Here is a 16,266-nt window from a genome sequence, read left to right as displayed (position 1 = left end):
AGAGGACGGACATGACGTTCCCGCAGGCTCCATGGAGCCACCCCCGGCTCCGTTCCGCACTCGACCGCTGGCAGGAGCAGGAGGCCGTCCTCAAGGACGGCGTCCTCGCCCTGACGCTCACCGCGCTGGCCTTCGTGCCGACCCTGTCCGGCGTAGGCGCCCAGATCGGCGACCTGCCCGAGCGCCCGCCGGACGCGCTGGGCGTCGCGCTGGTTCTGGCGCAGACCCTGCCGCTCGCGGCGCGCCGCCGATGGCCCGCGGCCTGCCTCGTCGCCGTCGCGGGCGCGTTCGCCGCGCACCAGACGCTGGGCTACGCGACGACCTTCGCGAGCGTGGGTCTGTACGTGGCCCTGTTCTCCGCCGGCGCCCACCAGGTCCGCTTCCGCCGAGGTCTGGCCATCGCCGCGAGCGCGGGCTACGCCGCACTGGCCGCGGTCCTGGACCGCCTCGGCTCACCCAACGACGTACCGGACTACCTCGCGTTCGGTTTGATCCTGGCCGCGGTCCGGCTGGCGGGGAGCTCGATGCGCAGACGGCGTACGGAGGAGGCCGAGCGGCGGAGGCTGGAGGCGGAGGCGGCGTCGGCCGCGGAGCGCGCGCGGATCGCCCGCGAGCTGCACGACGTGGTCACCCACCATGTGACGGCCATGGTGGTCCAGGCCGACGCCGCGCAGTTCCTGCTGACGTCCGCGCCGGAACGCGCCGGCGAGGGGCTGACGGCCGTCAGCGACACCGGCCGCCGGGCGCTGACCGAACTGCGGTACCTGCTCGGCGTCCTGGAGGCGACCGGTGAGGCCGCGTCCGCCGACCTGGAACGCACGGGCGGCGAACGGGCGCCCGCCCTGGGACGGGTGGGCGATCTCGTCGAGCAGGCGCGCAGGTCGGGCCAGCCGGTCGAGTTCGCCGAGCACGGCGAGCGGCGGCCGCGCGGCGTGGACGTGGAGCTGGCCGCGTACCGGGTGGTGCAGGAGGCCCTCACGAACGCCCTGAAGTACGCGACGGGCGAACCGACCCGGGTCGTGCTCCGGCACGGCGGGGAGACCCTCGGCATCGAGGTGACCACCGACGGACCGGCCGGTGTACCGGCCCCCCGGAAGCCGGACCTGACGGGCGGGCGCGGACTGGCCGGACTGCGTGCACGGGTGCGGATGCTCGATGGTGAACTGGAGGCCGGTCCCCGGCCCGAGGGCGGGTTCGAGGTCCGCGCGACGATCCCGTCCCAGCCCGTTCAGGAGTGACCCATTGAGCGATGCGAAGCCACCGATCCGAGTGCTCGTCTGCGACGACCAGGCGCTGGTGCGGACCGGCTACGTCACCATCTTCTCCGCGCAGCCCGACATGGAGGTCGTCGGGGAGGCGGAGAACGGCCACGAGGCCGTCGAGGCCGCGCGGCGGCTGCGGCCCGACGTGGTCGTCATGGACGTACGGATGCCCCTGCTCGACGGCATCCGGGCGACGCGGGAACTTGCCGGACCGGACACGGAGGACGCGCCCAAGGTGCTGGTGGTCACGACGTTCAACGTCGACTCCTACGTCTACGACGCGCTGCGTGCCGGGGCGAGCGGCTTCCTCCTCAAGGACTCGCCCCCGGCGGAACTGGTCAACGGCATCCGCACCGTCGCCCGCGGCGAGGCCCTTCTGGCCCCCGCCGTCACCCGCCGCCTCATCGGCCGCTTCGCCCAGCAGGTACGCCCCGGCGACACGACGAGCCCGGCCCGCCAGAACGTGGTGGACACGCTGACGCCCCGCGAGCTGGAGGTGTTCCGGCTGATCGCCGAGGGCCTCTCCAACGCGGAGATAGCCACGGCGCTGACCATCACCCCGGAAACGGTCAAGACGTACGTCTCCCGCATCCTCGCGAAGCTCCACCTGCGCGACCGCGTCCAGGCGGTCGTCCTCGCCCACAGACTGGGCCTGGCCCCGGCCCCATAAGGGGCGCGGGGAACGGCGCGCTCAACACCCACGCACCCGCACGTGCGGACGGCGCGCAACCACCCCTCCAGGGGCGCGGGGAACGGCGCGCTCAGCGCCCACGCACCCGCACGTGCGGACGGCGCGCAACCACCCCTCCAGGGGCGCGGGGAACGGCGCGCTCAGCGCCCATGCACCCGCACGTGCGGACGGCGCGCAACCACCCCTCCAGGGGCGCGGGGAACTGCGCGACAAGCCACAACGCACCCGCACCCGATCCGCACCCCCCGCCCCTCAGGCGGACTCGTTCAGCAGCCGGGCCACATGCTCCCGCCCCGCCCCCAGCAACCCGGGCAGCGGCTCCGCCGCCGGGTACCACCGCGCCTCGTACTCCCAGCACAGCCACCCGTCCCAGCCGTTCCGCGACAACACCTCGACGACGTCGGTCAACGGCAGCACCCCCGCCCCCAGAGCGACAGGCGTCGTGTCCTCCGCCGAGGCGATGTCCTTCACCTGCACGTACCCCAGGTGCGGCGACAACGCCGCGAAACTGTCCACCGGCTGCTCGCCGCCGAGCCACGTGTGCATCACGTCCCACAGCGCGCCCACCTGCCGGTGCCCGACCAGCCCCAGCACCCGCATGGCGTCCGCACCGGTGCGGTGGGAGTCGTGCGTCTCCATGAGGATCCGTACGCCCCGGTCCGCCGCGTACTCCGCCGCTGCCCCCAGCCGCCGCGCGGCCGTCGCGTCGGCCTCCTCCGCGCTCTGCTCCTCACCGCCGCCGGGGAACACCCGTACGTACGGCGCGCCGATGTCCCGCGCGAGATCGACCAGCGCGCGGACCTCGGCGAAGACGGGTTCGTCGTCGCCGGGCGCGGCGACGCGGGCGTACCCGGCGACCCCCAGGATGTCGAGCCCTGCCGCCTTGAACGCGGCGGCCGCGTCGGCCCGCTGCTCGGCGGTGAGACCCGTGTGGACGGGCTCTTCGGGGTGGGCGCGCAGCTCCACGCCGTGGTAGCCGTGCGCGGTCGCCAGGGCCGTCACCTCGGAGAGGGGGAGGCCGGGGACACCGAGGGTGGAGAACGCCAGTTTCATGGATACGGGACTACCCCCGAGGCGCGGGGACGACTCCTTTCTGTCACTCCGGTGCCGCAGGTGTCTTCGGCGGTTCGCCTGATGCGGGCCGGTGGTGGCCGGTCGCGCAGTTCCCCGTGCCCCTTCAGGGGGGTGGTTGCGCGGCCTCCGGATGTGCGGGTTCGTAGGGGTTGAGCGCGCAGTTCCCCGCGCCCCTGCGGGGGTGGTTGTGCGCCGTCCGGACATGGGGGGCGCGCAGTTCCCTGTGCCCCTACAGCAGTGGTTGCGCCCCGTACGCACGTGCGGGCCGGTGGGGGCCGGTCGCGCAGTTCCCCGTGCCCCAGAGGGGCGTCATCCCCAGCCCCTCGCAAGGTCAGCCCCGCGGCCCCGCCGTGGACCCCCGCACCATCAACTCCCCCCGCACCGACGCGATCCCCCCGGGCGGCGCCTCCTCCCGCCCCATCGCGATCCGCCCCGCCCGTGCCCCCGCCTCCGCCAGCGGCAGGCGGACCGTCGTCAGCGCCGGCACCGCGTCGATGCTGAACGGCAGGTCGTCGAAGCCGGCCACCGACACGTCGTCCGGAATGCGCCGGCCCGACTCCCGCAGCGCCGCGCACGCGCCCAGCGCGACGGAGTCGTTCGCCGCGACCACGGCGGTCAACGAGGGGTCGCGGCGCAGGAGTTCCCGCGTGGCCTCGTAGCCCGACCGCCGGTCGTAGCGTCCGTGGACGGTCCAGCGCGGGTCCTCCTCGATGCCGTGCGCGGCCAGCGCGTCCCGGTGGCCCTCCAGGCGGTCCCGGGTCGTGGTGCGCTCCTCGGGGCCCGCGATGTAGCCGAGCCGCCGGTGCCCGAGCCCGATCAGGTGCTCGGTGAGTTCCCGCCCGCCGCCCCGGTTGTCGAAGGTGAGGGCGATCGCCCCGGTCTCCGGCGCCTGCGGACGCCCGCACAGCACCACCCGCGTCCCGGCGTCCGCCAGCTTCCTCAGCTTGGCGTCCATCGCAGCCTTGTGCTGCGCGTCCTCGATCGCCCCGCCGGTCAGCACCACCGCCGCGGCGCGCTGCCGTTGCAGCAGGGTGAGGTAGGTCAGTTCACGCTCGGGGGAGCCCCCGGTGTTGCACACCACCGCGAGTCTTTCGCCGCCGGCCCGCCCGCCCGGACCGCCGATCTCCGACTGGATGGCGCTCGCCATGATCCCGAAGAACGGGTCGGCGATGTCGTTGACGAGGATGCCGACCAGGTCGGAGGTGGCGGCGGCGAGGGCGCTGGCGGGACCGTTGAGGACATAGTCGAGTTCGTCCACGGCCTTCAGCACGCGTTCCCGCGTGGACGCGGCCACGGGATAGTTCCCGTTCAGCACGCGCGACACCGTCGCGGGGGAGACCTGCGCCCGCGCCGCCACGTCCGCCAGGGTCACCGTCATGTCGTCCTCCGCCTCGCCGCCGCGCCGTCCGCCCGTGCCGTACGCCGTCGTACACACCCGCGCCCACGCCGGTGGTTCCGGCCGAGCTGTCCGACCAGACCCTAAGGCCATCCGCGCCGTTGTTCGCCCCCTCGAACAAGCCCGGGCCGGCAGTGGTCTTGTCCACACGCGGTCCAGAGGCTAGCTTCTGACTACATAGAAAGCGCTTGCTGCCACGTCCACCAGTCCTCCCGCCTCCTCCCGGGGCGCGTGGGGCGGGTGCTGCGTACGCGGCGCGCGGACCGCGTACGAAGGGAACGACGTGACACGCAAGACGGTGCGTATCGCCATGAACGGTGTGACCGGGCGCATGGGCTACCGCCAGCACCTCGTCCGCTCCATCCTGGCCCTGCGCGAGCAGGGCGGCCTCGACCTGGGCGACGGCACCGTGCTGTGGCCCGAGCCGGTGCTGGTCGGCCGCCGCGAACACGCGCTGAAGGCGCTCGCCGAGCGCCACGGCCTCGAACACCTCTCCACCGACCTGGACGCGGTCCTCGCCGACGACGGCGTCGACATCTACTTCGACGCCCAGGTGACCTCCGCCCGCGAGGAGGCGATCCGCAAGGCGATCGCCGCCGGCAAGCACGTCTACACCGAGAAGCCCACCGCCACCGGCCTCGACGGCGCCCTCGAACTCGCCCGCCTGGCGAACGCGGCCGGCGTCAGGCACGGCGTCGTCCAGGACAAGCTCTTCCTCCCCGGCCTGCTCAAGCTGAAGCGCCTCGTCGACGGTGGCTTCTTCGGCCGCATCCTGTCCGTGCGCGGCGAGTTCGGCTACTGGGTCTTCGAGGGCGACTGGCAGGAGGCGCAGCGCCCGTCCTGGAACTACCGCGCGGAGGACGGCGGCGGCATCGTCGTCGACATGTTCCCGCACTGGGAGTACGTGCTGCACGAGCTGTTCGGCCGCGTGAAGTCCGTGCAGGCGCTCACCGCCACCCACATCCCGCAGCGCTGGGACGAGGACGGCAAACCCTACGACGCCACCGCCGACGACGCCGCCTACGGCGTCTTCGAGCTGGAGGGCGGCGCGATCGCCCAGATCAACTCCTCCTGGGCGGTCCGCGTCCACCGCGACGAACTGGTCGAGTTCCAGGTCGACGGCACCGAGGGCTCCGCCGTCGCCGGCCTGCGCACCTGCCGCGTCCAGCACCGCTCCGCCACCCCCAAGCCGGTGTGGAACCCGGACGTCCCCGCCACCGAGGTGTTCCGCGACCAGTGGCAGGAGGTGCCGGACAACGGCGAGTTCGACAACGGCTTCAAGGCCCAGTGGGAGCTGTTCCTCAAGCACGTCTACGCCGACGCCCCGTACCACTGGGACCTGCTGGCCGGCGCCCGAGGCGTCCAGCTCGCCGAACTCGGCCTCAGGTCCTCCGCCGAGGGCCGCCGCCTCGACGTACCGGAGATCGCCCTGTGACCCTCCACCTCCCCGACGCGCACGGCGCCCTGCGCGCCTACGAGCCCCGCACCGAGCCCCTCGCCCTCACCCCCGGCGCCCCGTTCACCTCCCGTACGGTCTTCTCCGCGGCGCACGTCGTCGCCGACCCGTACGCGGACACCACCCCCGACTCGCCCGCCGCCGTCGACTGGGACGCCACCCTCGCCTTCCGCCGCCACCTGTGGGCGCACGGGCTGGGGGTCGCCGAGGCGATGGACACCGCGCAGCGCGGCTTGGGCCTGGACTGGGCAGGCGCGGCCGAGCTGATCCGCCGCTCCGCCGCCGAGGCGAAGGCGGCCCGCGGCCGGATCGCCTGCGGCGTCGGCACCGACCAGCTCCCCGGCGGCCCCGCGACGCTCGCCGAGGTCCGCGCGGCCTACGAGGAACAGCTCACGGTCGTCGAGGAGTCGGGCGCGCAGGCCATCCTCATGGCGTCCCGCGCCCTCGCCGCCACCGCCCGGGGCCCCGAGGACTACCTGGACGTCTACGGCCACCTCCTCCGTCAGGCCGCGGAGCCGGTGATCCTGCACTGGCTGGGCCCGATGTTCGACCCCGCGCTGGAGGGCTACTGGGGCTCACCCGACCTCGACACGGCCACCGGCACCTTCCTCGACGTCATCGCCGCCCACTCCGACAAGGTCGACGGCATCAAGGTCTCCCTGCTGGACGCCCGGCGCGAGACCGACCTGCGCCGCCGCCTCCCGAAGGGCGTCCGCTGCTACACCGGCGACGACTTCCACTACCCCGAACTCATCGCGGGCGACGAGCAGGGCTTCAGCCACGCCCTGCTCGGCATCTTCGACCCGCTCGGCCCGCTCGCCGCCGAGGCGGTCCGCGTCCTCGACACCGGCGACACGGACGGCTTCCGTGCCCTCCTGGACCCGACCGTGGAGCTGTCCCGCCACCTCTTCCAGCCGCCCACCCGCTTCTACAAGACCGGCGTGGTGTTCCTGGCCTGGCTCGCGGGCCACCAGTCGCACTTCACGATGGTCGGCGGCCTCCAGTCCGCACGCTCCCTGCCCCACCTCGCCCGCGCCTACGAACTCGCCGACCGCCTCGGCCTGTTCCCCGACCCGAAGCTGGCCGAGGACCGGATGAGGACCCTGCTGCACCTGTACGGGGTGACCCCGTGAGCGACCTGGCCCGCTTCAGCATCAACCAGATGACCGTCAGACAGCTCACGCTCCCCGAACTGGCCGCCGCCTGCCGCGACCTGGGGGTCCCGGCGGTCGGCCTGTGGCGCGCACCCGTCCAGGAGTACGGCGTGGAGGCGGCGGCCGAGCTCGTACGGGATGCGGGCCTGGCGGTCACCACGCTGTGCCGAGGCGGCTTCCTCACGGCGATCGACGCGGAGGAGCGGGCGGCGGCCCTCGCCGACAACCGCCGCGCCGTCGACGAGGCGGCCACGCTCGGCACGGACACCCTCGTCCTGGTCTCGGGCGGCCTCCCGCCAGGCTCGAAGGACCTGCGGGCGGCCCGCGAACGCATCGCGGACGCCCTGACGGAACTCGCCCCCTACGCCGAGGACCACGGGGTGAAGCTCGCGATCGAGCCGCTGCACCCCATGTTCGCGTCCGACCGCTGCGTGGTCTCCACGCTCACGCAGGCCCTCGACCTGGCCGAACGCTTCCCGGCCCACCAGGTCGGCGTCACCGTGGACACGTACCACGTCTGGTGGGACGACACGGCCCCCGAGGCGATCGCCCGCGCCGGCGCCCAGCACCGCATCCACACCTTCCAGCTCGCCGACTGGATCACCCCGCTCCCCGAGGGCGTCCTCAACGGCCGCGGCCAGATCGGCGACGGATCGATCGACATGCGCGAGTGGCAGGGGTACGTGGAAGCGGCCGGCTACAGCGGCTCCATCGAGGTCGAACTCTTCAACGAGGAGCTGTGGGCGAGGGACGGCCGCGAACTCCTGGCGGAGACGGCACGGCGGTGGGAGGAGAACGTCGACGTCTGAGCCCCCGCCCCGCCGAGCCCCTCCGGGCCGTCCGAAAAAATCTCGCCGGACCGTACAACCCTCCCCCCACCCCGCCTGTCTACGTAGCGTCAGGATTTCCGGGTGGGGACCCGGGGGGGGCTTCAGGGAGGTCCTGGCGGGGGAGGGAAGCGAGGGGCCCGGTCGACGGACCGGGCCCCTCGAAGTTCGTGCGCATGCGTCCCGGAGGCGGACGCGTCCCGGAGGGCGGGGCGGGTCAGAAGAAGACCCCGCACCGCAGCAGCACGTTCGCGTACGGACTCGCCTCGCCCGTGCGGACCACCAGCCGCGCCCCGGACGTCAGTTCCTTCAGCCGCTCGTGCGGGACGTACGCCAGGTCGGGGAAGTGGCCGGCCAGCAGCGACGCCGCCGCCGGGTTCGCGTCCCGTACCTCCTCCGCCGCCGTCGCGCCCTCGACGGCCAGCTCGCCGAGCAGTCCCTCCAGCACCTCCGCGAACGACGGCACCCCCGCCCGGAACGCCAGGTCCACCACGCGCGGCCCCGCGGGGATCGGCATCCCCGCGTCACACACCAGCACCCCGTCGGTGTGGCCCAGTTCACCGAGGGCGCCGGAGAGGTGCCGGTTGAGGATCCCGTGCTTCTTCACAGCTCCGCGACCTCCGCCGCCGTCGGGAAGGACACCTGCGCGCCCCTCTTGGTGACCGTCGCCGCACCCACCCGGGCCGCGTACGCGGCGGCCTCGGCGAGGGACTCGCCCGTGCCCAGCCGCCAGGCCAGAGCCGCCGTGAACGCGTCGCCCGCGCCGGTGGTGTCCACGGCCTCCACCTTCACCGACGCCACGCGGACGACACCCGCCGAGGAGGCGACCAGCGCGCCCTCGCCGCCCAGCGTCACGACCACCGACCGCGGGCCCTTCGCCAGCAACAGCCGCGCCCAGTCCTCCGGTTCGTCGCTCACGGCGGCGCTGTCGCCGAGGATCACCTTCGCCTCGTGCTCGTTGACGATCAGCGGGTCGCAGGCCGCCAGCACCTCCGACGGCAGCGGCCGCGGCGGCGAAGGGTTGAGGACGAAGCGGCTGTCCGGCGCCAGGCTCCGCACCACCTCCTGCACCGTCTCCAGCGGGATCTCCAGCTGCGTCGACACCACCCGCGAGGCGTGGAAGAGGCTCGCCGCGGCCCGTACGTCCGACGGGGTCAGCCGGCCGTTGGCGCCCGGCGAGACGACGATGCTGTTGTCGCCCGACGGGTCCACCGTGATCAGCGCGACGCCGGTCGGCGCGCCGCCCACCAGCACGCCCACCGTGTCCGCCCCGGCCTCGCGCAGCGAGTGCAGCAGCAGCCGGCCGTGCTCGTCGTCCCCGACCCGCGCCAGCAGGGCGGTGCGCGCGCCGAGCCGGGCGGCGGCGACCGCCTGGTTCGCGCCCTTGCCGCCCGGGTGCACGGCCAGGTCGGAGCCGAGCACCGTCTCGCCGGCGCCCGGCCGCCGCTCCACCCCGATCACCAGGTCGGCGTTGGCCGAGCCGACGACCAGGAGGTCGTAGTCGTTCATGAATCGCTCCCCGATCCGCTGAGGAGGGCGGGCGGCCGTGGTGGCCGCCCGCCCGTGTGCCCCTGAGACTCCGGTGCCGGTGCGGCTCCCGCGCCTCCGTGCCGACGTCAGCCTTCGAAGCCGGCCACGTTCTCCTTCGTGACCACCTTCACCGGTACCTTCACCATCTTCTCCACCTTTTCGCCCTCGGCGGCCCGCAACGCGTTCCGCACGGCGATCCTGCCGAGTTCGCTGGGCTGCTGGGCGACGGAGGCGTACAGCGTGCCCGCCTCGACCGCCTTCAGCCCGTCCGGCGTGCCGTCGAAGCCGACGACCTGCACCGACTTCCCGGCCTTGGAGCCGAGCGCCTTGATCGCGCCGAGCGCCATCTCGTCGTTCTCGGCGAAGACGCCGTTGATGTCGGGATGCGCCTGGAGCAGGTTCGTCATCACGTCCAGGCCCTTGGTGCGGTCGAAGTCCGCGGGCTGCTTGGCGACGACCTTGATGCCCGGGTAGTCCTTCAGGCCCGCGGCGAAGCCCGCCCCGCGCTCACGGCTGGCGGAGGTGCCGGCCTGGCCCTGGAGGATGACGATGGTGCCCTTGCCGCCGAGCTTCTCGGCGAGCGCCTTGGCGCCGAGCGCGCCGCCCTCGACGTTGTCGGAGGCGACCAGCGCGGAGGTGTCCGCCTTGTTGACGCCGCGGTCCACGGCGACCACCGGGATGTCCGCCTTGTTCGCGCCGCGCACCGAGGGGCCGGCCGCGTCGGAGTCCACCGGGTTGACGACGACGGCGTCCAGCGAGCCGCTGGTGAAGTTCTGCAGCTGGTTGGCCTGCTGGGAGGCGTCGTTCTGGGCGTCGGTGACGGTGAGGTCGACGCCCAGCTTCTTCGCCTCCTCCTCGGCGCCGTCCCGGATCTGCACGAAGAACGGGTTGTTGAGCGTCGACAGGGACAGCCCGACCTTCGGCTTGGCGGCCTGGGAGGACCCGCCGTGCAGCAGCGAGGTGGCGCCGACGACCGCGACGGCGACGACGGCCGCGATCACGTACGTCAGTGCCTGCTTGCCCCGGTTCCCCCCGCCGGACGCGCCGGCCGCCGGGGTGGTCGCGCCCGCCTTGCGGCGCAGCGTGTCGAACAGCACCGCCAGCGCGATGACCACACCGATGACCACCTGCTGCCAGAACGCGGAGACGGACAGCAGGTTGAGGCCGTTGCGCAGCACCGCGAGGATCAGCGCGCCGATCAGGGTGCCGGACGCCTTGCCGGTGCCGCCCGCGAGGGAGGCGCCGCCGATGACGACGGCGGCGATCGCGTCCAGCTCGTAGCCCTGCGCGGCCTGCGGCTGGGCGGACGCCAGCCGGGAGGCGAGCACGATGCCCGCGGCGGCGGCGAACAGGCCGGAGAAGGCGTAGATCGCGAGCTTCTGCTTCTTGACCCGCAGGCCGGACAGGCGCGCGGCCTCCTCGTTGCCGCCGATGGCGTACATGGACCGGCCGATGTACGTCCGCCCCAGGACGAACGCGGTCAGCAGCCCCATGACGATCATCACGAGCACCGGCACCGGCAGCCAGCCGCCGAGCGTGTCGCCGAGGTGGGAGACGGAGTCGGGGAAGGCGATGGGCGAGCCCTGCGAGATCACCAGCGACAGACCGCGCGCCACCGACAGCATCGCCAAGGTCGCGATGAACGGCGGGAGTTTGCCGTACGAGACGAGGAAGCCGTTGACCAGGCCGCAGGCGATGCCGGTGACGACGGCGAGGACGACCGCGAGGGCCACCGGGATCCCGGCTTCCGTCGCGCTCCACGCCAGCACGGTCGCGGACAGCGCGGCGACCGAGCCGACCGACAGGTCGATGCCCGCCGAGACGATCACGAAGGTGACGCCGAAGGCGAGGATCGCGGTCACGGCGGCCTGCACGCCGACGTTGAGCAGGTTGTCGGCGGTCAGGAAGTCCCCGGACAGCGCCGACATGGCGACCACGAGGACGATCAGCGCGGTGAGTGCGCCGTTGTCGAGGAGCAGCCGGCGCAGGCCGCCGGTGGCGCCGCCCTGCGCGCCCGGCTTGCTCTTGAGCGTGTCAGTGGCCACCGGGGGCCTCCGTTCCGTTGCTGGGGGAAGTGGTGCCGACGGCGAGGGCCATCACGGCATCCTGGGTGGCGTCGGCGGCGTCGAGTTCGCCCGCGAGCCGGCCCTGCGCCATGACCAGGACCCGGTCGCTCATGCCGAGCACCTCGGGCAGGTCGCTGGAGATCATGAGGACCGCGGCTCCGGCCGCCGTCAGCTCGTTGATCAGCTGGTAGATCTCGACCTTCGCGCCTACGTCGATACCGCGCGTCGGCTCGTCGAGGATGAGCACCTTGGTGTTCGCCAGCAGCCACTTGCCGATGACGACCTTCTGCTGGTTGCCGCCGGACAGGGTGCGCACGTGCTGGCCGAGACCGGCCATCCGCACCCCGAGCTGCCCGGCGATGCGGGCCGCGGCCTCGTGCTGCCCCTTGAGGTCGACGAGGCCCGCGCGGGAGGAGGAGCGGAGGGTGACCAGGCCGAGGTTCTCCTCGACGGAGGCGTCGAGGACGAGTCCCTGGCCCTTGCGGTCCTCGGGCACGAGCCCGATCCCGGCCGCCATGGCGGCGTTCACGTCGTGGCGGCGCAGCGGGGCCCCCGCGACGTGCACGGTCCCGGCGTCGTACGGGTCGGCCCCGAACACCGCGCGGGCCACCTCGGTCCGCCCGGCGCCGACCAGCCCGGCGATGCCGACGACCTCACCGGCCCGCACCTCGAAGCTGACGTCGTGGAACACGCCGTCGCGCGTCAGCCCCTCGACCTTGAGCAGGGCGTCGCCGTCGCCGGCGTCGGCGCGCTCGCGCGGGTACTGCTGGTCGATGGACCGCCCCACCATGAGCCGTACGAGCTCGTCCTCGGGCGTGGAGGCGGGCACCTGCCCGACGCTCCTGCCGTCCCGGATGACCGTGACCCTGTCTCCCAGGGCGGCGATCTCCTCCAGGTGGTGGGTGATGAAGACGATCCCGACCCCGTCCTCACGCAGCCGCCGCACGATCGAGAACAGCTTCTCGACCTCGTCGGAGGTCAGCACGGCGGTCGGCTCGTCCATGATCAGGACGCGCGCATTCAGGCTGAGCGCCTTGGCGATCTCGACCATCTGGAGCCGGGCGATGCCCAGTTCCCGCACCCGCGCACGCGGTGACACGTCGACCCCGACGCGCTTCAGCAGCACCTCGGCGTCCGCGTCCATCCGCTTCCGGTCGATCATCCCGAGCCGGCGCGGCTGCCGCCCGAGGAAGATGTTCTCCGCGACCGTCAGGTCGGGGACCAGGTTGAACTCCTGGTAGATCGTGGCGATCCCGAGCCGCTCGGAGTCCTGCGCACCGTTGATGCGCACCTCCTCGCCGCCGACGGTGATCCGTCCGGCGTCGGGCGTGTAGGCGCCGGAGAGCATCTTGATCAGCGTGCTCTTGCCGGCGCCGTTCTCGCCCAGCAGCACGTGCACCTCGCCACGGCGCAGATCGAAGTCCACGCCGTCGAGCGCGACCACGCCGGGGAAGGTCTTACGGATGCCCTCGATGCGCAGCAACTCGTCAGGACTGCGGCTGCTCACGGCGTACTCCTTCGTACGGGGGAGGGGGAAGGCTCGATCCCGGGTTCGCTCTCGCCGCAGGAGCGGCGTACGACGAGCCGGGCGGGGAGGGTGACGGAGGCCCCGGGTCTGCCCTCGATCCGGTCGACCAGGGCGCGCACGGCGGCCCGCCCCAGCTCACGGGTCGGCTGGGCGATCGCGGTCACCGGCGGGTCCGTGTGCACGAACCAGGGAATGTCGTCGAACGCGGCGAGTCCGATGTCGTCCGGCACCCGCAGCCCGCGTGCGCGGATCGCGTCCAGCGCGCCGAGCGCCATCAGGTTGTCGGCGGCGAAGACGACCTCGGGGGGTTCGGCCAGGTCGAGGAACCCCTCGGTGACCCGGCGCCCGCTGCCGGCCTGGAAGTCGCCCTGTCCGATGTAGGCGTCGGGCAGCTCAAGGCTGTGGGCCGCGAGGGCCTCACGGAAGGCGTCCACGCGCTCCCGGCCGGTCGTGGTGGCGGCGGGCCCGGCGATGATCGCGAGCCGCCGGTGCCCGAGCGCGTGCAGGTGCGCGACGAGGTCGCGTACGGCGGCCCGCCCGTCCGACCTGACCACGGGCACGTCGACGCCCGGGATCCACCGGTCGACGAACACCATCGGCGTCCCCGCCCGCGCGGCCCCGAGCATGCCCGGCGACCCGCCGTCGGTGGGGGAGACCAGCAGCCCGTCGATACGGCGGTCCAGCAGGGTGGTGACGTGGTGGTCCTGGAGGTCGGGCCGCTCGTCGGCGTTGCCGATGATCACGCTGTACCCGAGCGCGCGGGCCTCCTCCTCCACGGAGCGGGCCAGCTCGGTGAAGTAGGGGTTCATCACGTCGCTGATGACCAGCCCGAGGGTGCGGGTCTGGTCGGTGCGCAGGGACCGGGCGACGGCGTTCGGCCGGTACCCGAGCCGCTCGACGGCGTCGGTCACCCGACGCCGCGCGTCCTCGCTGACCGACGGATGCCCGTTGAGCACCCGCGACACCGTGGCCACGGACAGCCCCGCCTCGGCGGCGACGTCCTTGATACCCGCCATGCCCGACCCACCTCCTCGTGGAATCGATTACACGGAGGATTGGAAACGATTACATCGGGCGGGGGCAAGGGGGCGGAGGGGTACGCAACCGAATCGTGACCGGGTGCCGGTCGGGCTGCGCCGGGGGTGCGGGCAGCGGGTGCGCCACGCCGTGGCGTGCCGGATGCGCCCCTACGCGGCGCCCACCTCGCACCACACGAACTTCCCCCGGTTGCCGTCCCTGACCAGTGGCTGCCAGCCCCATACGTCGGCGCATGCCCGCACCAGCGCGAGCCCTCGCCCGTCCTCCCGCTCCAGCGCCGCCGCGAACGACTCCGGGGGCTCCGGGGGAGAGGGGTCGGCGTCCCGCGCCCCGATCCGCAGCGTCCCCGGCGGCGACCATCGCACGCGCAGGGCGGCGGCCCCCTTGGTGTGCCTTACGGCGTTGGCGACGAGCTCGGCCGCGAGCAACTCGGCGACGTCGACGAGGGTGATCAGCCCGTGCACGGTGAGGATCAGCCGCAGGGTGCGGCGACTGACGGTGACGGCGCGGACGTCGTTGGGGATGTGTCGGGAGTACTCCCACGAGTCGCTTTCGGGCATGCGGAAGTCCGATCTGGCTGGGGGGTGTTGGATCGCGGGGCCGGTGTCGTTGCCGCTGCCGTTGTGGCAGGACGGAGCGGTGCGCTTCCGGCGGTCCGGTGTCGCACGGTGTGCGTCGCGTCACCGAACGTAGATCTAAATCTAGGGACGCGGCAAGTGGATCGCGTAATCTGACCCCGAACGAGGTGCATCAACCCAGCAGTGGGAAAGGCCGGTCGATGGTGAAGAGGCGCGACCCCACGGCACGTCAGATGAGACTGGCCACAGAGCTGCGCAGACTCCGCGAGGCGGCCGGCCTCACCTCACGGCAGGCTGCCGCACTGCTCGGGGTGGCGCCCGCCCAGATCACGCACATCGAGTCGGCGCTCGCCGGTGTGAGCGAGCAGCGGGTGCGCCGAATGGCTTCCCACTACGCCTGTGAAGACGCGGAGTTCGTCGACGCCCTGGTGGCCATGGCCACCGACCGGACCCAGGGCTGGTGGGAGGAGTACCGAGGGCTGCTCCCGACGTCGTTCCTCGACTTGTCAGAGCTGGAGCACCACGCGCGGTTCCTGCGGCACGTGGCGATTCTCTACGTGCCGGGCCTGCTCCAGACCGAGGACTACTCGCGTGCCGTCTTCTCGGCAAGGCTTCCGGAACTGACCGGTGAGGAACTGGAGTTGCGTATCCGGCACCGTAAGGAGAGGCAACGCTTCACTGCCCCGTACGAAGCCCTGATCCATGAGGCCGCCCTACGGATCAGGGTCGCAGACCGCACCACCTCGCGGGCTCAGATGGCGCGACTGCTGGAACTGTCCGAAGCAGAGCGCATTACTCTGCGCGTGATCCCTCTCGAACTCGACGACTTCCCTCATGCCTCCAGCACGATGACATACGTGGGCGGCCCTCTGGCCAGGTTGGACACGGTGGTCCGCGACGCGTTGCACGGCACGGTGTTCATCGATTCGGCAGCGCAACTCACCACCTATCGAACCGGTTTCCGTAAGGTGGAGGCGGCGTCGCTCGACCCGCGACAGTCGCGTGACTTCATCCACGGCCTGGCTAAGGAGCTGTAGGGAAACCATGCACAACTGGCGAAAGTCGTCCTACTCGGGCCCTGGTGACGGCAACGAGTGCGTGGAGGTCGCGCCCTCCCCCACTCAGATAGCCGTCCGCGACTCCAAGACCCCTTCCCAGGGCACTCTCACCTTCCCCGCCGGGGCCTTCGCCCTCTTCGTCAGCGCACTGAAGAAGTCCGAGGACAGGCCCGCCTGAGCGGGACACCGCTGTTCAGCGGCCGGGAACGGGCCACGCCCCCGCAGGAGGTGCTCGTCCGGGAAGCGGACGCTGCCCTGCGCATCGTCCGCTGTCCCGTCGTCGCCGTAGAACGCCCGCTCGGGTGCGCCGTCTTCCGTGTCGAAGAGGCAGCACACCGCGTCCGCCCCGGCCGCGAGGTCGGTGAACACTTCCCTGACCGCGGCCGAGGGCCGCGAACAGCCTGCTCATCCTGGACGTCGCGGCCCAGAAGCTCATGCACACGAAGCGCGGGTCCATGAGGGACGGGAAGAAGGTGGTCAGTTACACGTAGCCGATCCGAACCCGCCCGTCCTCGACGGGAAGACCGGCCTCCTCCGCGTACGCGCGCACCGCGTCATCCGCCGCAGAACGGCACCTTCTCACGCCGCCCGAGCCGGACGCCCACGCA

Annotated in this window: 15 protein-coding genes; 7 read left to right on the top strand and 8 right to left on the bottom strand. The window is 72.7% G+C overall.

The features are described 5' to 3' along the window. The first annotated feature begins 11 nt into the window (after positions 1 to 11). Both ACF1AG_RS03865 and ACF1AG_RS03860 read left to right on the top strand, forming a co-directional pair. Positions 12 to 1,238, top strand: a complete 1,227-nt coding sequence (locus ACF1AG_RS03865; protein ID WP_391809275.1) for a sensor histidine kinase — start codon at positions 12 to 14, stop codon at positions 1,236 to 1,238. 4 nt (positions 1,239 to 1,242) lie between these two features. Further along, complete coding sequence (locus tag ACF1AG_RS03860; RefSeq protein WP_359603078.1) at positions 1,243 to 1,932, top strand: response regulator transcription factor; 690 nt, start codon at positions 1,243 to 1,245, stop codon at positions 1,930 to 1,932. Between the two features lie 273 nt (positions 1,933 to 2,205). Here ACF1AG_RS03860 and ACF1AG_RS03855 read toward each other — a convergent pair whose 3' ends face one another. Both ACF1AG_RS03855 and ACF1AG_RS03850 read right to left on the bottom strand, forming a co-directional pair. Next, positions 2,206 to 3,006 carry a sugar phosphate isomerase/epimerase family protein gene (locus tag ACF1AG_RS03855; protein ID WP_359603080.1) on the bottom strand — a complete coding sequence of 267 codons (801 nt, stop codon included), beginning with the start codon at positions 3,004 to 3,006 and terminating at the stop codon, positions 2,206 to 2,208. Between the two features lie 352 nt (positions 3,007 to 3,358). Continuing rightward, positions 3,359 to 4,405 (bottom strand): LacI family DNA-binding transcriptional regulator, encoded by a 1,047-nt coding sequence (locus tag ACF1AG_RS03850; protein ID WP_359603082.1) that lies wholly within the window; start codon positions 4,403 to 4,405, stop codon positions 3,359 to 3,361. Between the two features lie 301 nt (positions 4,406 to 4,706). Here ACF1AG_RS03850 and ACF1AG_RS03845 point away from each other — a divergent pair, with 301 nt between their 5' ends. The 3 genes from ACF1AG_RS03845 to ACF1AG_RS03835 are packed head-to-tail and all read left to right on the top strand — an operon-like array spanning position 4,707 to position 7,842. Then, positions 4,707 to 5,858, top strand: coding sequence for a Gfo/Idh/MocA family protein (locus tag ACF1AG_RS03845; protein WP_391809274.1), 1,152 nt, complete (start codon positions 4,707 to 4,709; stop codon positions 5,856 to 5,858). Continuing rightward, on the top strand, positions 5,855 to 7,012 hold the full coding sequence (locus ACF1AG_RS03840) for a dihydrodipicolinate synthase family protein (protein ID WP_359603086.1): 1,158 nt from the start codon (positions 5,855 to 5,857) through the stop codon (positions 7,010 to 7,012). The genes ACF1AG_RS03845 and ACF1AG_RS03840 overlap by 4 nt, the downstream gene beginning before the upstream one ends. Continuing rightward, positions 7,009 to 7,842: a sugar phosphate isomerase/epimerase family protein gene (locus ACF1AG_RS03835; protein ID WP_391809273.1), complete on the top strand. Its 834-nt coding sequence runs from the start codon at positions 7,009 to 7,011 to the stop codon at positions 7,840 to 7,842. The genes ACF1AG_RS03840 and ACF1AG_RS03835 overlap by 4 nt, the downstream gene beginning before the upstream one ends. A 235-nt stretch (positions 7,843 to 8,077) precedes the next feature. Here ACF1AG_RS03835 and rbsD read toward each other — a convergent pair whose 3' ends face one another. The 6 genes from rbsD to ACF1AG_RS03805 all read right to left on the bottom strand — a co-directional run bounded on the left by rbsD (position 8,078) and on the right by ACF1AG_RS03805 (position 14,582). Next, on the bottom strand, positions 8,078 to 8,467 hold the full coding sequence (gene rbsD / locus ACF1AG_RS03830) for a D-ribose pyranase (protein WP_391809272.1): 390 nt from the start codon (positions 8,465 to 8,467) through the stop codon (positions 8,078 to 8,080). Then, the gene (locus tag ACF1AG_RS03825) at positions 8,464 to 9,369 is read right to left on the bottom strand and encodes a ribokinase (RefSeq protein WP_391809271.1); all 906 of its coding nucleotides are present in this window, start codon (positions 9,367 to 9,369) and stop codon (positions 8,464 to 8,466) included. The genes rbsD and ACF1AG_RS03825 overlap by 4 nt, the downstream gene beginning before the upstream one ends. A gap of 107 nt (positions 9,370 to 9,476) precedes the next feature. Next, a complete protein-coding gene (locus tag ACF1AG_RS03820) occupies positions 9,477 to 11,435 on the bottom strand; it encodes a substrate-binding domain-containing protein (protein ID WP_359603094.1) in 1,959 nt (652 codons plus the stop codon). Continuing rightward, a complete protein-coding gene (locus ACF1AG_RS03815) occupies positions 11,425 to 12,963 on the bottom strand; it encodes a sugar ABC transporter ATP-binding protein (protein ID WP_359603096.1) in 1,539 nt (512 codons plus the stop codon). Before ACF1AG_RS03815 ends, ACF1AG_RS03820 begins: the two co-directional genes overlap by 11 nt. Then, positions 12,960 to 14,000: a LacI family DNA-binding transcriptional regulator gene (locus ACF1AG_RS03810; RefSeq protein ID WP_387794410.1), complete on the bottom strand. Its 1,041-nt coding sequence runs from the start codon at positions 13,998 to 14,000 to the stop codon at positions 12,960 to 12,962. The genes ACF1AG_RS03815 and ACF1AG_RS03810 overlap by 4 nt, the downstream gene beginning before the upstream one ends. A gap of 171 nt (positions 14,001 to 14,171) precedes the next feature. Next, entirely contained in the window at positions 14,172 to 14,582 is a 411-nt protein-coding gene (locus tag ACF1AG_RS03805) for an ATP-binding protein (protein WP_391809270.1), read from the bottom strand. A 218-nt stretch (positions 14,583 to 14,800) separates the two neighbouring features. Between ACF1AG_RS03805 and ACF1AG_RS03800 the strand changes: the two genes are divergently transcribed. Both ACF1AG_RS03800 and ACF1AG_RS03795 read left to right on the top strand, forming a co-directional pair. Next, the gene (locus tag ACF1AG_RS03800; protein WP_359603102.1) at positions 14,801 to 15,637 is read left to right on the top strand and encodes a helix-turn-helix transcriptional regulator; all 837 of its coding nucleotides are present in this window, start codon (positions 14,801 to 14,803) and stop codon (positions 15,635 to 15,637) included. 7 nt (positions 15,638 to 15,644) lie between these two features. After that, positions 15,645 to 15,836 carry a DUF397 domain-containing protein gene (locus ACF1AG_RS03795; RefSeq protein ID WP_387794414.1) on the top strand — a complete coding sequence of 64 codons (192 nt, stop codon included), beginning with the start codon at positions 15,645 to 15,647 and terminating at the stop codon, positions 15,834 to 15,836. Positions 15,837 to 16,266 lie beyond the last annotated feature (430 nt).

Source organism: Streptomyces sp. NPDC014764 (genome assembly GCF_043082785.1).
Classification (GTDB): Bacteria; Actinomycetota; Actinomycetes; order Streptomycetales; family Streptomycetaceae; genus Streptomyces; species Streptomyces althioticus.
This window is presented reverse-complemented; position numbering and strand designations above follow the sequence as displayed.

Excerpts from the sequence above, each read along its gene's own strand:
- ACF1AG_RS03865 (WP_391809275.1), top strand. The coding sequence starts at position 12 with ATGACGTTCCCGCAGGCTCCATGGAGCCACCCCCGGCTCCGTTCCGCA.
- ACF1AG_RS03855 (WP_359603080.1), bottom strand. The coding sequence starts at position 3,006 with ATGAAACTGGCGTTCTCCACCCTCGGTGTCCCCGGCCTCCCCCTCTCC.
- ACF1AG_RS03850 (WP_359603082.1), bottom strand. The coding sequence starts at position 4,405 with ATGACGGTGACCCTGGCGGACGTGGCGGCGCGGGCGCAGGTCTCCCCC.
- ACF1AG_RS03825 (WP_391809271.1), bottom strand. The coding sequence starts at position 9,369 with ATGAACGACTACGACCTCCTGGTCGTCGGCTCGGCCAACGCCGACCTG.
- ACF1AG_RS03810 (WP_387794410.1), bottom strand. The coding sequence starts at position 14,000 with ATGGCGGGTATCAAGGACGTCGCCGCCGAGGCGGGGCTGTCCGTGGCC.
- ACF1AG_RS03805 (WP_391809270.1), bottom strand. The coding sequence starts at position 14,582 with ATGCCCGAAAGCGACTCGTGGGAGTACTCCCGACACATCCCCAACGAC.
- ACF1AG_RS03800 (WP_359603102.1), top strand. The coding sequence starts at position 14,801 with ATGGTGAAGAGGCGCGACCCCACGGCACGTCAGATGAGACTGGCCACA.
- ACF1AG_RS03795 (WP_387794414.1), top strand. The coding sequence starts at position 15,645 with ATGCACAACTGGCGAAAGTCGTCCTACTCGGGCCCTGGTGACGGCAAC.